The 12,977-nt window shown below is 50.1% G+C and carries 16 protein-coding genes and 1 pseudogene; 6 read left to right on the top strand and 11 right to left on the bottom strand.

Annotated features, from left to right (window positions below):
- Positions 1-156: 156 nt before the first annotated feature.
- From AC1XDK_RS27110 to AC1XDK_RS27085, 6 genes and pseudogenes are all read right to left on the bottom strand, one after another.
- The gene (locus AC1XDK_RS27110; RefSeq protein ID WP_483353134.1) at positions 157-552 is read right to left on the bottom strand and encodes a DUF8115 family protein; all 396 of its coding nucleotides are present in this window, start codon (positions 550-552) and stop codon (positions 157-159) included.
- Entirely contained in the window at positions 512-1,405 is an 894-nt protein-coding gene (locus tag AC1XDK_RS27105; RefSeq protein WP_483353133.1) for a ParA family protein, read from the bottom strand. Before AC1XDK_RS27105 ends, AC1XDK_RS27110 begins: the two co-directional genes overlap by 41 nt.
- A 556-nt stretch (positions 1,406-1,961) precedes the next feature.
- The gene (locus AC1XDK_RS27100; RefSeq protein ID WP_483353132.1) at positions 1,962-3,176 is read right to left on the bottom strand and encodes an orc1/cdc6 family replication initiation protein; all 1,215 of its coding nucleotides are present in this window, start codon (positions 3,174-3,176) and stop codon (positions 1,962-1,964) included.
- Positions 3,177-3,594: 418 nt separating this feature from the next.
- A pseudogene (locus AC1XDK_RS27095) lies at positions 3,595-3,990 on the bottom strand (DUF8154 family protein); the annotation flags it as partial.
- 61 nt (positions 3,991-4,051) lie between these two features.
- Positions 4,052-4,762 (bottom strand): nucleotidyltransferase domain-containing protein, encoded by a 711-nt coding sequence (locus AC1XDK_RS27090; protein ID WP_483353131.1) that lies wholly within the window; start codon positions 4,760-4,762, stop codon positions 4,052-4,054.
- A 142-nt stretch (positions 4,763-4,904) separates the two neighbouring features.
- Positions 4,905-5,324, bottom strand: a complete 420-nt coding sequence (locus tag AC1XDK_RS27085; protein WP_483353130.1) for a hypothetical protein — start codon at positions 5,322-5,324, stop codon at positions 4,905-4,907.
- A 330-nt stretch (positions 5,325-5,654) separates the two neighbouring features.
- Between AC1XDK_RS27085 and AC1XDK_RS27080 the strand changes: the two genes are divergently transcribed.
- Complete coding sequence (locus tag AC1XDK_RS27080; protein WP_483353129.1) at positions 5,655-5,894, top strand: hypothetical protein; 240 nt, start codon at positions 5,655-5,657, stop codon at positions 5,892-5,894.
- 68 nt (positions 5,895-5,962) lie between these two features.
- Here the strand turns inward: AC1XDK_RS27080 and AC1XDK_RS27075 are convergent, their stop codons facing one another.
- Together AC1XDK_RS27075 and AC1XDK_RS27070 are read right to left on the bottom strand one after the other, a co-directional pair.
- Positions 5,963-6,334 carry a HalOD1 output domain-containing protein gene (locus tag AC1XDK_RS27075; RefSeq protein ID WP_483353128.1) on the bottom strand — a complete coding sequence of 124 codons (372 nt, stop codon included), beginning with the start codon at positions 6,332-6,334 and terminating at the stop codon, positions 5,963-5,965.
- A gap of 610 nt (positions 6,335-6,944) precedes the next feature.
- On the bottom strand, positions 6,945-7,478 hold the full coding sequence (locus AC1XDK_RS27070) for an Rrf2 family transcriptional regulator (protein WP_483353127.1): 534 nt from the start codon (positions 7,476-7,478) through the stop codon (positions 6,945-6,947).
- A 972-nt stretch (positions 7,479-8,450) separates the two neighbouring features.
- Here AC1XDK_RS27070 and AC1XDK_RS27065 point away from each other — a divergent pair.
- The 5 genes from AC1XDK_RS27065 to AC1XDK_RS27045 all read left to right on the top strand — a co-directional run bounded on the left by AC1XDK_RS27065 (position 8,451) and on the right by AC1XDK_RS27045 (position 10,779).
- Positions 8,451-8,879 (top strand): cupredoxin domain-containing protein, encoded by a 429-nt coding sequence (locus tag AC1XDK_RS27065; protein WP_483353126.1) that lies wholly within the window; start codon positions 8,451-8,453, stop codon positions 8,877-8,879.
- 140 nt (positions 8,880-9,019) lie between these two features.
- Positions 9,020-9,349: an ArsR/SmtB family transcription factor gene (locus AC1XDK_RS27060; protein ID WP_483353168.1), complete on the top strand. Its 330-nt coding sequence runs from the start codon at positions 9,020-9,022 to the stop codon at positions 9,347-9,349.
- A complete protein-coding gene (locus AC1XDK_RS27055) occupies positions 9,346-9,648 on the top strand; it encodes a DUF8036 family membrane protein (protein ID WP_483353125.1) in 303 nt (100 codons plus the stop codon). The genes AC1XDK_RS27060 and AC1XDK_RS27055 overlap by 4 nt, the downstream gene beginning before the upstream one ends.
- 139 nt (positions 9,649-9,787) lie before the next feature.
- Positions 9,788-10,375, top strand: coding sequence for a COG4315 family predicted lipoprotein (locus tag AC1XDK_RS27050; RefSeq protein WP_483353124.1), 588 nt, complete (start codon positions 9,788-9,790; stop codon positions 10,373-10,375).
- 26 nt (positions 10,376-10,401) lie between these two features.
- Positions 10,402-10,779, top strand: coding sequence for a DUF7475 family protein (locus AC1XDK_RS27045; RefSeq protein ID WP_483353123.1), 378 nt, complete (start codon positions 10,402-10,404; stop codon positions 10,777-10,779).
- Between the two features lie 48 nt (positions 10,780-10,827).
- On the opposite strand, the gene AC1XDK_RS27040 is transcribed toward AC1XDK_RS27045, so the two are convergent.
- The 3 genes from AC1XDK_RS27040 to AC1XDK_RS27030 all read right to left on the bottom strand — a co-directional run bounded on the left by AC1XDK_RS27040 (position 10,828) and on the right by AC1XDK_RS27030 (position 12,661).
- Positions 10,828-11,022 (bottom strand): cupredoxin domain-containing protein, encoded by a 195-nt coding sequence (locus AC1XDK_RS27040; RefSeq protein WP_483353167.1) that lies wholly within the window; start codon positions 11,020-11,022, stop codon positions 10,828-10,830.
- A 401-nt stretch (positions 11,023-11,423) separates the two neighbouring features.
- Positions 11,424-12,008, bottom strand: a complete 585-nt coding sequence (locus AC1XDK_RS27035) for a dihydrofolate reductase family protein (RefSeq protein WP_483353122.1) — start codon at positions 12,006-12,008, stop codon at positions 11,424-11,426.
- A gap of 434 nt (positions 12,009-12,442) precedes the next feature.
- Positions 12,443-12,661, bottom strand: a complete 219-nt coding sequence (locus tag AC1XDK_RS27030; RefSeq protein WP_483353121.1) for a hypothetical protein — start codon at positions 12,659-12,661, stop codon at positions 12,443-12,445.
- Positions 12,662-12,977: the final 316 nt, after the last annotated feature.

Raw genomic sequence — 12,977 nt, 5'->3', positions numbered from 1 at the left:
ATTGTACGGTAAGAATCCCCAGTGAACCAGCACTAACAAATAGCACACGTATTCTGAATATATATTCGGCATTCGTATGCGGCATACATATCCAGTATACACATTCAATATACGGATGTAGAATGTGCACTCAGAAAGCAGAAACAGACAACGTGCTCAGAATTCGTCCTCTTTAGACAGGAGATACTCTTTCTTCGCCTTCATTGCCTGGTCAACCGTCTCAGGTGCCACCTCTTGCAACCCAACTCGAATGAGATCCCCAATAGTCTGGCTCCGATTTACATTGGAATTGTCTTCGCGGTCTATTGCTGAGCGGGCAGTGACTGCAACGTGTGCAAGATCACCAGATTCCTCGAGCCCGTGAAACAGCGCTGCGAGATTCGTATCTCGAACAGTGATATTCGAACTGGCATCACCGTTATCAATTGCTTCATAGGCTTGTTGAATCGTCTGCGTGAGCTCAACTGTCTCGTCACTTGGTGACGGTTCAGACGTTGAGCGTTTCTGGTTCTTACTGTTTTGGAGGAGTTTTTCGGCTTTGTCTTGGCTCATTGGTCTCTGTGAGTCGGTTAAGGAGTTCAGTGGTGTTCTCTCGATACGCGTTTAGCACTCGCTGCCCTGTATTGTACAGCTCATCTTCAGGGACAGCAAAGAGTGTGCATCCTTTGTTTTGCTTCTTCGAAATGTCCTGTGAATTCGGGACAGGAACTGGAGCCGCCTGATCAGGATATGCCTCTTGGAGCTCAGCAACAAATTCCTTTGATAGGTTCGTCGAGCTCTTCACCATCGTCGGAATGACCATCACAAGCTGTGGATCAATTGGATGTTCTTTGCGAAGGTCATCGAGATCGTCGCGAAGATTATCTAGCTGGTTTCGTTCGAACGCACCAGGTTTGAGTGGCGCAATGACGTTTCTGGCGGCGAACAACCCGTTCAATGCAATGTTGTCCTCTTTGCCCGGCAGATCGAGCAAAACGAAATCGTAACGATCGTTCAGGTCTTCGGTGATGAACTCATCTAGCTTCGAAAAACGCTCCTCGACAGGAACGTTTGCGAGATTATTATCTGCACCACCGAGTCCAGGATCTGCGGGAATAAGGTCAATGCCTTCTCCCGTATCATAGACCATGCGATCGACGACCTCTGGAATATTGTCTCGGATGAATTCCCAATCTTCGCCAAAAATAGCGGAGATAGGAGCATCGAGATCCTCAACCTTATCGTTCATCCCAAAGTGAGTGGACAAGTCGTTTTGCTTCCCGGCTAAGTCTATGAGGAGCACGTCAAGATCATGCTCCCGTGCAGCTGCAACAGCCACGTGTGCGGACGTAGTCGTTTTTCCGACCCCGCCTTTTTCAACGTAGGTTGCAGCACGTAGTATCCGGTTGCTCGATACAGTGACCATATGCATTTGCTGTATACATATACAACATACAAAAAGGTGCGTCAGACAATAGGAAAGAGAAATCCAAACTCATGCATCGACTTGGATGGGAGCGATCTGTGTGGCTTCAGAAGATGGTCAATAGGTGACGATCACAGGCCCGTATCTCTACAGAGTATACAGATACAATATACATATTCTGAATGCAGATATTGTTTGAGAATATCCGAGGGTAGAAGAGTTTCAATCGAATACTTAGGCAATACTGATGACTGTCGAACTTAATCAGTTTTAGGGATATCTGACTCACCCGGTCTGTAGAGTTGGTTGAAGCGCCCAAACCGGAGTTAGTATTGGATACCAACAGTCAGACACACGGGAAAAAGATCTGCCCCTACTGTTGATCTACTACATGATAGAAGACAACCCCATCAAGCTCAATCTTCCTTCACACCCCATTATGTCCAGTGTCTTCTTTAGCAAACACCCCATTATGTCCAGTGTCTTCTTTAGCAAACACCCCACTACGTCCAGTGTCTGACGAACGCAAGACAGTGGACAGAGTGGGGTGACTATATCAGACTTGATCACCGAACCGTTGTTGAATTGATTCGGTTTTACCTACGATGTCCACTGTCTCTTCGAGTGCTTCTAAAAGAAGCTCTGGGCTAGTATCGAGGCTATACTCGTAGTACCGTCCGCCTGCTTCTCCTTTGTTCCGCTCCGTACGGCTCGCGATTCCAAGCATAGCTAACTCACCAAGATGGTCACGCATTCGACGCGGGACAAGCGGATCAACAGCGGCGCGCTCGCAAACCAGCTCATATTGTGGTTGAACATCTCGAGCGCGCGTAGGAGTTTTCCCTTCCTCATTTAGGATCAAAAGTGCGTAGAGAACAAGTTGGCCTTGATGAGTAAGTCCGTTAACTCCCTCAACAACGCGGCTCTTCTCAAGTGAGTCACGTGCCTCATCAACGTGCGCTTCAGTGAGTTGTTCAGCCTGGTGTTCAACGGCGATATCACCCGTTTCCATCAGAAGGTCTAGGCTCTGCCGAGCGTCACCTGCGTCCTTTGCACCATATGCTGCGCATTTCGCGATGACAGCATCAGGAACAACGTCTTCATGAAACGCAATATCAGCCCGCTGTCGAAGGATGTCACGGAGTTCAGCTGCCTCATACGCTGGAAATTGAAGTTCCTTTTCACAGAGACTTGATTGAACCTTTGACGAGAGTCCTTCGCGGAATTTGAAATCGTTTGAAATCCCGATGATACCGACCTTTGCTTCTGTAAGGTTCTTGTTGGCTCTTGCGCGAGGAATTTGATAGAGGATAGAATCGTCATCAATGTGGTCAACCTCATCAAGAACGATGATCACGGTATTGCCTACATTGTCGAGCTCCGCCCAGAGCATTTCGTATATCTGGCGCTTTGAGTACCCAGTCGTGACATGTTCTTCCGGGGGACGGATTTCGTTAATCAGTTGAATCGCCACTTGGTAGCTCGTGGAAAGGTCTTCGCAGTTTGTTCGAATCGTTCTGATATCGACATCGTACTCTTCTGCGTCCGACTGAAGTTCTGAAAGAAGATATCCAGTACAGGCCGTCTTACCCACGCCTGCTTTTCCGTAGAGAAAGATGTTCGATGGCTGGTCACCATTAATCACGGGCTGGAGAGCAGAAATATACTGTTGCAGTTCCTCATCACGACCCACGATTTTCTCGGGTTGATAATCCTCACGGAGGATATCCCGGTCACGATAGATGTTCGTATCTGGCTCGAACAGCCCCATTGAACCAAGTCTCGTTAGATAGGGTAATAAAACCACCGCGTCTACTGTGTCTCGTGTGTCCGGTGTCCTATTTTTCGTGGGACCCACACACCCCACCGCGTCCAGTGTCTCGGTAGAAAAGATACTCGGGGGTTTCACACGGGAACTCTAAACAACGGGGAAGTTTATATCCCTCTGTATTCAATTACTCCGAATGATAGCCAGAGCTAGAGAGAAAAAGGGTGTCTCTAGAAATAATCTAGCGAATTGCTGTATTTGGCCGTTCTATGTTCGCGAAGACACTGGACAAAGTGGGGTGTGGGGGCTATGATCAATCTTCTGTGTCTGTATACCGAGTCTTAGCGTCCGTTTGTGTGCGATGAAACGATGTGCTTCTTTAGTTTGTTCTCGTTCACTCACAGAGACAGTTGAAGTGCTCTCATGGATGATCCCGCAAGAACTCATGTATCGTTAATGCAAGTTCAAGCATGGCATCCGCCTGCTCGGCAGTAACCGCCCGCCCGGAATAGTACGACGCCGCTCGGTTCTCGTTGTACAGTGCTTGGAAGTCTTCTTTCAAATCGTCGCTAATCACTCCCAGTTCAAACGCGCGTTGATACGCATACTCATGGTCCATAAAATCGTGGACTGCATCGTCGCTCATCGCGATAGCATAAAACTCGAATGAACGTTCGATTGCTCCAAACGCGAGTTCGACGACCGCTGTGTGGTAGCCATTTTGATCTTGAAGGGTTTGGGCGGCAGCAATCAGGCGACATGCCTTCTTGAGTTGTGCTTCTTCTTCGGTCAGTTCGGCAAGCCCTTCTTCTGGCGTTCCACCTCGCTCAAAGGATCAATGTGCCGTATCAAGTGCATCTGTGACCACCTTCGGATCGTCACTCATCGACTAGGCCCTCCATTATCGATTGGAATTTCTCGAACTCTTCGGTCTCGGCAAGCGTGATTCCAGAGACGACTGTTTCAGCGATATCTTCCGTGTGTGCGGGCACAGACGCGGGAGATTCAACAACGATATGAAAGTCGTATCGTTCACCATTGATCTGCTCCGACGCGAGTTCTTTCCCGATTTGCGCTGCGCGTCGTTGGTTGCGGCCTCGGTGTTCGCGAACGAGCACCCAGAGATCAATGTCACTTTGTCGATCTGCTTGACCACGTGCGACACTTCCGTAGACGAGAATTCCGAGCACATCATCGAGGTCACTATTGAGTGTCTCGACAGCAGTTCGTACCGGTGCGTGGAATTCTGCTTGTTGGATACGGAGCAACGGATTATCTGGAATCATCACCCGCTCACGATTGATACTGACGAATTTCTTGTTTCCTTCGTGTCGAATGTGGACAAGGTCATTTGATGCAAGCACGTCGACTGCTTTTCCGACAGTCCGATGTGTTACGTCAACTATGGACGCAAGTGCTCGGATGGTATACTCCTCGAAAGGACGGTCTATTAAAAACTGGAGTAATTCATCCGTTGCTTTGTGACGATAGAGATTTGGGTTGTTTGCTGGCACTGGTACCTGTATCGTCGCTGTAGATGGTTCTTCACCTCCTGTTGATACCGCTTGTTGGCTACTTTCACTCTCCATGGATACCCTTTGTAACCACTACTATAAAAACTTTATACGTATATGTTCTGAATAGGCGTATGAGAATTGGTCTGGAGGTGGTCGCAATCAGCACGCATGGTCGCGAGAGTTAGTATTCGATACTAACATACGAAAACTACTTTCAAACTTGCTCACGTCGAATCGTCACGATATCCGCTGCCACTCGTTCCGAGTCCTCTGCCGCAATCACGAGCAGATTTGGCGCTGGTGTGCAGGACGCTTGATCACCGACGTGAAAGCCAGCATCTGCAGCACCCGGCAGTTGGACTTGATAGCCATTTCCTGCGATTTGGAGTGAAGCATCTGTGACTCGGTGGATCGAGACAGTATCGAGCGCGGCTGACGTTGCGAGTTCGACCATATTCTCGTCGGTGATGCGATCGATGTCGACGACGAGAAGGAGGCCGTCGAATGCAAACACACGGATGTCTGCAAGACGAGTGGGTTCGTCGTCGGTCTCTTCGACGAGTCCAGCGGCTCGGGCAGGCTTTGTGACCTGGAGAGCGAGGCCATCGCCGGACCGTTTAATTGTGTTGGGCATTATCGATTAGTATTCCATACTAACTAATGAGTGTTTGCCTTGTCGGTCCTGTTCTCGGCGCAGTAGTGATGGTGAGAATGGTAGAAATGAGTCTACAGCGGGTACGTTCAGTTTCACTTCCGCTGTGGTTGGCTGAAGACTTTATCCGTCGGGTACCAAGCGTTGAGTGCAGTTAGCGTAACCCAGCAGACGATGTGGATTCTCGTACTCATCCCAACCCATACATCCACATCGGCTGCTTATCCCCCCTTACTACACCGCACTAAGTAGTGGCACGAACAGACCTTGACCGAGGGTTTACCTGTGAGGTCGGTAAATTGGTGAGTACGAATGGTTCCGAATGGGAAATCGCCACTCTCCCCACTTGCCCAAGACGCGCTTGACGCGCTTGCGAGAAATCTCCCCGAAGAGCGTGAACTCACCTACGAGCACGCCTATTCGATTTTGAACGAAGAAGAGGATCTAGATCAACCCGCTGCCGAGGATATCATCGAACGACTCTACATGAACGGCCATCTCTACGAGGTTGAGGGGAAGCTCCGGCTCACGGATTACGGGTCTGAAGCATGAGACTGCATTCAAGAAGAAGGTGATCTGTACCCTGGAATTGATCCTTCGTACCCCCATCCTTGCCTTTCTCAAGGAGCTGGGCCGAGTTGCCGATCCGCTTCGTGTTGCTTTTCTAGTGGTTTGTAGATCCGAATCGTATCGTTACTTCGGACGGCAATCAGATGGTCTTCGAAGGTAAATCGAACTTCGACATCGCTCTTCTTGGTTGCACTTGTGTCGATAATCTCCTTGAGTGCATCGGGATTCACGTGTTCATACAGATTAAGCGATGTCTGTTCTCTCTGTGGCTCTATTGTTTCAACAATTGCATTAATGACCTCCACGGCCACAGATTGATTTGGAGTAATAGAGACAGTGTGGGACAACGCATATTCTGTTGAAGTACGTGAATTCGGTGATTCGGCAGTGCTTTCAAACCAACTAGTAGTTTCTGGGCCCATTGTGACGCTCGAGATGAATTCAACGTTACCTACAATCCATTAAGTACTTGCTGATGTTTATTTCTCTCAATATACTGCGCACTAGTGTGTTTTACGCTCGTTTCTGTTGTTGTTCGACGCCTTTCAGTGGCGCTTGTGGAGTGTTGCTATCATCAAATATAAACTAAAATCAAATTTTGTGCTTACGGTACCTCCTTTATCACCCTACCCGTTGGTCTACATGCACTCACACAGTCCATAACAGAGCCACACTGTCTGGCGTCATCACCCAGAGACATCCTTCATGAGGGGATGTCTGTGAGTTGCCTCCCGAACTGCCACCATCCTCCCTTTCGTGGATTAAATAGCCCTTGGTTCATTCGACTCTGATTGTGATGAGTCCTTGGCTTTCGGAAGCATGAATCGGAAACGGACAAATCGAGGATTTGGAAGAGCGACTCAATCACATAGAGGACGATTTGAACGGGTAGGGATGAGGCGATGGTGTACAAAATCGACTCCGTCGACGGCGACGTACTCACTTAGTTAGTGACTGCGCCAGGTGTAGAGTATGAAGGCGATGAAGCGTATAATAAATCTGCTGTTCACTCGGAAGCCGGAGTGGTCACCACTAATGGTCCGAGTTTTCACTCGATGCTTCCATTGATTGAATTCTGAGAATGAGGATATTGTTGGTCTCGTCCTTGTTGTCGAGTTGGCCTTCGATAATCAGGTTCGAGAGTGGTGTTGGTCCTACACGTACTGTATCATCGGTATGGAAATCAGTCAGTGATCCCTGAATATGGATTTCGGCACGACAGAGTTCTGGATGATGCACACTACTCAAGGAAATCTGTTCGACAGTTGTGTCCTCTACTGAGTCACCGTTGCGGAGGAGTGGTACTTCGGCTGCCTCGTCGAGGGTTTGTATATCGAGGGCGTTGTACGCAGTTGCAGTTGGCTTGTATCCACCTTTGGGTCCCGGAACACCTTCAACGAGTTGGAGTGCTTTCAGCGATTGCATCTGGTTACGAATTGTCCCTGCATTCCGATCGACTTCTTCTGCAATGTCTTCGCCTTTGATCGCGCCTTCACTCTCACCCTGGAGGTTGACGAGTGCAGTCAAGATCGTTTTCTGACTTGGGGTCAGCTCTATTGATGACATAGTGTGGTGTCCAAGTTACTGAAGGATAAACCCGTCCTTTCTACAAACCACTTTCAGATGTCATTTTTCACTCTGCCTGTTTTCTACACATTCTGGTTGGACAGCACTTGTTTCACTTCGTGCCAAGTGCAACTGGTGCCGAAATCGGCTTGGTCTGAGAACTAGTGATCTAGAATATGTCTCGGATCCAGTCAGTCCTATTTGATATGGATGGCGTCCTCGTCGATTCGGAATCGTTTTGGCAGCAGTTCTGGCGTGATCAGGTTTTTCCTCATGCCGAAACTGGTGATCCTAGTCTCGAAGACGTAAATGGCCGCAATTTCCGTGGGTGTCTCGAAGACCTTGCAGCGACCTATGGGCTTCCGGCTGCTCCCGAACGCTACGCACGACAGTTCCCTTTACTGGCTATCTCTCGGTTGGAACTCTGGTGTTGATGGTCATTTTGGGAGGGTTGATTGGTTTGAACGTTGCCGTTGTAGTTCAGCAATGGAGTACAGCTGGCTCTGTGGCTGGCAAACAGCTCTTTTCAGGGTCACTTGCTGCATCTGGTGCGACCGCGTGTTGTTGCTGTGCGCCAGCCTTCTATGGCGCTCTCAGTGTACTGTTTGGCACAGCCGTCACGCAGGTCTACTGGTCGTTCATGATTCCGTCGTCACCCGTTGGAAGCACCTTCTTCGCGGCGAGTGTCCTTCTTCTCGGGAGCTTTCTCCAATCGACTGGAGCATCTCCAGGCATGGTGAGTTCGTCGATTACTCCCGCAAATTGAGTAAATCTCCCGGAGAATCATCTCCACGACGGGGGCAAAACCACAGTTGTATTTCCACGTGAATTCTTCAGACAATTCTAATATCGGATATTTACGTCATATCTATAATTAATATCTGCATATGACTGGCCGAAACTTATCTTACAATCGGTACGCCATTGGCATATCCAGCAATGTCCAACACAAGTCGTCGGTCCCGACGAGCCGTGCTGCTCTCCAGCGGTACCATCGCGATGGCTGCCCTCGCAGGCTGTACCGGTGGATCGAAGGAGAACAAGAACGAGGATTCGGGAAAGAATGGCGGCGGTGGGAGTCAAAAGGAAATTCGACTTGGTGCGAAGAAAGAGGGCTGGATGGGTCGTGCACCAGATTCGATCAAGGGCAAGAAGAACCCAACCCTCTCCCTGAAACCGGGTCAAAAGTACAAACTCACTTGGAAAAACCGTGACGGTCTTGAACACGAACTTCTGCTCTTGGACAAGAACGGCGAAGAACTCGAAAAGAGTGAGGAGGGCGAAGAGAAAGGCAAGACAGTCACGATGACGTTTACTGCGTCTGAAAAGATGGCGAAATACAAGTGTGAGTATCATCCGAAAACGATGCGCGGCCAGATCAAACTCACAAACAGCAAGTAGCCGCCTGGAAATCTTTTGAATTCAGTAGGGGTCTCTTTTCTACGCGATCCAAACAGAAGCACTCGTTTCCTCCCACTAAGAACCTCTCAGCGATCATCAGAACGGGAGATATATCGTTGCGGACTATCTACTGGGGGACGATGGAGAGCGTCCTCTGGTACCTGCTCGCAGGCGCGCGAGGTGGGCCAAATCGCATCCGTATGTTGCGGGCGCTCGAGAACCATCCGCAGAATGCGAACCAACTTGCAGACGGTCTTGACCTTGATTACACGACTGTTCGGTATCACTTAGAGTTGTTACTAGACCATGGCCTCGTGGACAACAGCGGCGACAAATACGGATCGATCTATCACCACTCGGAGAAAACGAAGCAAAACTGGGAGACGATCGAGACAGTCATTCGGCGAATCCAGGCCGAACAGGAGACAGATACAAGCGACCGGAATCCTAATCGGAGTGATAGCAAATGAGCATCTGGTTTGATGTAACACGTCTTGTTACGCTTCTCAACATCGCCCTCCTCCTCGGTCTGCTCTACGTGTGGGGCAAAAACCATCTCTCGCTTCGAACACGACTCACGTTCGGCTTTCTGGTCTTTGGCGCGTTTTTGCTCGTCGAGAATAGCTATGCCTTCTATATCTTTGTCATTGATCCGACGACAAGCGGGTGGTTTGCAGAAATCCCTGCCCGATATAATTTCGCGCTGATGGTCTTAGCGATCCTCCAAGCGGGTGCGCTTGGAACACTGTCGTGGGTCACTCGAGCCTGATTGGTTCATAGCGTGAGTTATTATCGGTCTTCATCGATGTGGGACGAATACCTCATCGCACAGAGTTTGGAAAGAGTTTGGAGAGTGTTTGGAAAGAGTTCGGAAAATCGTTTTTGCCGTCATCTGAGTACAGTCGGTGATGGTACATCGACGCACCTACCTCCGGATGATAGCAAGTACAGGGGCCCTGGGAGCAATCGCTGGTTGCACGTCAACGAATGATAATTCGGCATCCAGTACGACAACGTCAACGACTACTTCAGAGGCGAACACATCGACGACCAGCTCGAAGGAAAATACCTCCACAACTACGACCGCTATGAATGGGGGTGGTAAAGCAACTGTCTCGGTCTCAAGCCACGATGAGTACGGGAAGTTGCTGGTCGGACCAGATCAGATGACGTTGTACCTCTTCACGAATGACAAGAAGAGTATGAGCACGTGTTACGACTCCTGTGCGCAAACGTGGCCACCGCTTACAGTGAAGGGATCACCGTCAGCAGGTGATGGCGTGACGGCGTCGCTCGGTACGACGAAACGCAAAGACGGGTCGATGCAAGTAACGGTTGCTGGGCATCCACTCTATTACTATACTCCCGACAAAAAGCCGGGAGACGCGAAGGGACAGGAAGTCGGTGATGTTTGGTACGTTGTTGCACCAGACGGCTCGAAAATCGAGGAAGAAGACGAGAAAAAGACTGAGAAGACAACCACAAGCACCTACTAATGGCACCTCGAAATCAGAGGACGTCCATGAGAGCAGCTGTTGGTGTCGGGATTGTACTCATCCTGCTCTCGGGGCTTATCCACTTGTGGTTAGCGCCGGAGCATTTCGAGGAAGCCACCTATCTGGGAGGATCGTTCGTCGCCGAATTTGTCGGTACCGTCGTGGCTACAATGGGGATCTATCGTGACCAAGAGTGGGGCTGGATCCTTGGTGCGCTCATTGCAATCAGTGCGATTGTCGCGTACGTCGTGCACGGGACGATTGGCTTGCCAGTCGTCGGAACCGAAGAGTTGTTCGAACCGATTGGTGTTCTGACCAAGATCATCGAACTGCTCTTCTTGGGGATTGTCGTGTATCGGGGCGTTACAATCAAGAGCGAATCAACTGGAACTGCGCCTGAATAGTAGCGACCGATTTCATTGAAAGGGCCGAAAGCGAGCGTCTGACTCGCTCTACTGTTTGACCTTCCCCCGCATCGATGTTGGATGATACTTACAGCGGTATTGCTTCATTTGCCGCGTTGCGGTGAACGTGACCGATTTCGTCTCCCCGCGTTCCTCACCATCCTTCGTCTGTTCGAGGACCTTGTCATTGGCATCGAGGATTTGTAGTCGGTGTTCAACTCCATCGAGATCGGTCCACGAAATTTTGTACGTTGTTTCTGGTTTCAGCGTTAGCGTGGGATTCGTCTCGCCTTGTATCGAACCAGGCGATTACTGGATTTTATCGGGAGTTGTTGATTCGTGCAGCAGTAAGTGTGTTGTCGCCACTTGGATGGCGTGAATCGGATATTGAGGGAGAGTTAGGCCAGTATACCGAGTCTAGTTTAGCGTCGTTCGGTTGAAAAACACTGAGCAACGGCCGTGTTGAAACTCCCCAATCGGTGATGTGTTTCAGTAACGCTGCTGAATCGAAAGCGTATATGTTGCACGGCCGATGCTCGCGGATTGGCCGGTAGATAGCCCCGCGTAGTTTACAGGTGAAGGTGATCAGTTCCGTTGATCTGACTGGTGGTCTATCCAGCTGCCTGTTTAGGGAGTCGATTTGGTTATCGGAGGCTGTAGTCGATTAGGACGGAGCCGTCGTCGAAACGACGTGTCGTGTTGAGCGCGAGGTCGACCCGCGCTGCGTCGGGGAGGGCTCGGGTTCCCCCACCGACGATCGTCGGGACCAAGCGCAGTACATACCGGTCGACTAGACCTGCCCGGATGGCCTCGGCGGCGAGGCTGGCGCCACCGATGGACAGGTCGCGGTCGGCTTGGTCTTTCATGGCCTGTACCACTTCGGGGTCGAACGTCCGCTCCAGGCGGGTCCGCGGTTCCGGCACGGTGTCCAGGGTGGTTGAGTAGACGACCTTGTTGGTATCCCGCCACGCCTCGGCGAACTCGCGTTCTACCTCGGAGAGGTCGTCGAGGAGAAAGGTGTCCCACACCCTCATCATCTCATACATGCGACGGCCGATAAGGGAAGTGTCGACCGATCGTTGGAAGTCGTTGAAGAAGGCATGCGCGTCCTCAGATGGCTCTGTCCAGTCGAAGTTGCCGTTCTCGTCGGCGATGTAGCCGTCGAGTGATGAGTTGATGAAGTAGATGAGGTTGGTCATGGAATCCTCTTGAACGTCGCGTCTATTCAATATGGCGACAAAAGGGCTGGAAACTGATTAGACGGTCTGTATCTACGTTGCGCACCTTCTCGAAGGCAGCTACGACCCGGATGGAATCGCCACCTATGTGAACCCGGTCTATTTCACAGAAAATACAGCGCGGATGCCCCGAGGCTTGACCTCGGGGAGGAATCACGAGTGATGAGTGTGTGTCGTCTTCGCTCCGGTGTGTTAGCCACGAATATAGCCGTCGAATCGTACGATGATTACGCCGGAGCAATCGAATCGAGTCCATGCCAATTCTTGGAGGAACCTACCAAGTAATAAGGCAATTCAAGCTCTGTTGAAACCCCTTCCATCTGCCAAGAGGAGCATGCTGCAAACAGAAGTTGTATTCCGCAGGCAGATCTCGTTTGTACCAGCCAGTGGCAAATCGTCGTTCAGTAAGTGTGCGGACTTCGTACTCAAATTTGAATTCCAGGTCCAAATATCGCGAGAAGAGTGTTACCAAGATAGAGCCCTAAACCGAGGATAATAGTCTGCTCAATGATGCCTTGCAAGGTCGTGATTCCGACTAGATGGAAAACCAGCATGTCAGAGAGAACGACGAGAAATGCGAGGCTGAACGTGAATACTGCCCGTGGAAGGTTAAATAACAATCCTGAGCGGTTCTTAGTAGCCATATTCCGATAAATGGCAGACATCGTTAAGTTCTTTTTCTATACCGAACAAACTCTGTCTCCCTCGTACCTGATACGCACTCTCTATTCAGCACGGTTTCAAAAACTGTCATCGACAGAGTTAGTGAATCTGAGTGCGTCGTCACTCTCTTAGGTGTCCTCTTTCGTCGTCTCGATGCCAAACGTACCAGCGATCCGCCGAGCGGTGACTGCCGGAAACGCGGACTAACGAATCACCCGAGAGATTTCGTCACCAGCGATCCGAATTAGTCGTCTTTTCTCAACTATTCTGCCACTGGTCTTTTGTAGTATTATACCG

It is taken from the genome of Haladaptatus sp. HS23, from assembly GCF_056892285.1.
This window is presented reverse-complemented; position numbering and strand designations above follow the sequence as displayed.

What these genes read in the sequence shown, in the direction of transcription:
- AC1XDK_RS27110 (WP_483353134.1), bottom strand. Translation starts at nt 552, where the DNA reads ATGAGCCAAGACAAAGCCGAAAAACTCCTCCAAAACAGTAAGAACCAG.
- AC1XDK_RS27105 (WP_483353133.1), bottom strand. Translation starts at nt 1,405, where the DNA reads ATGGTCACTGTATCGAGCAACCGGATACTACGTGCTGCAACCTACGTT.
- AC1XDK_RS27100 (WP_483353132.1), bottom strand. Translation starts at nt 3,176, where the DNA reads ATGGGGCTGTTCGAGCCAGATACGAACATCTATCGTGACCGGGATATC.
- AC1XDK_RS27090 (WP_483353131.1), bottom strand. Translation starts at nt 4,762, where the DNA reads ATGGAGAGTGAAAGTAGCCAACAAGCGGTATCAACAGGAGGTGAAGAA.
- AC1XDK_RS27085 (WP_483353130.1), bottom strand. Translation starts at nt 5,324, where the DNA reads ATGCCCAACACAATTAAACGGTCCGGCGATGGCCTCGCTCTCCAGGTC.
- AC1XDK_RS27080 (WP_483353129.1), top strand. Translation starts at nt 5,655, where the DNA reads ATGGTTCCGAATGGGAAATCGCCACTCTCCCCACTTGCCCAAGACGCG.
- AC1XDK_RS27075 (WP_483353128.1), bottom strand. Translation starts at nt 6,334, where the DNA reads ATGGGCCCAGAAACTACTAGTTGGTTTGAAAGCACTGCCGAATCACCG.
- AC1XDK_RS27070 (WP_483353127.1), bottom strand. Translation starts at nt 7,478, where the DNA reads ATGTCATCAATAGAGCTGACCCCAAGTCAGAAAACGATCTTGACTGCA.
- AC1XDK_RS27060 (WP_483353168.1), top strand. Translation starts at nt 9,020, where the DNA reads ATGGAGAGCGTCCTCTGGTACCTGCTCGCAGGCGCGCGAGGTGGGCCA.
- AC1XDK_RS27055 (WP_483353125.1), top strand. Translation starts at nt 9,346, where the DNA reads ATGAGCATCTGGTTTGATGTAACACGTCTTGTTACGCTTCTCAACATC.
- AC1XDK_RS27050 (WP_483353124.1), top strand. Translation starts at nt 9,788, where the DNA reads ATGGTACATCGACGCACCTACCTCCGGATGATAGCAAGTACAGGGGCC.
- AC1XDK_RS27045 (WP_483353123.1), top strand. Translation starts at nt 10,402, where the DNA reads ATGAGAGCAGCTGTTGGTGTCGGGATTGTACTCATCCTGCTCTCGGGG.
- AC1XDK_RS27030 (WP_483353121.1), bottom strand. Translation starts at nt 12,661, where the DNA reads ATGGCTACTAAGAACCGCTCAGGATTGTTATTTAACCTTCCACGGGCA.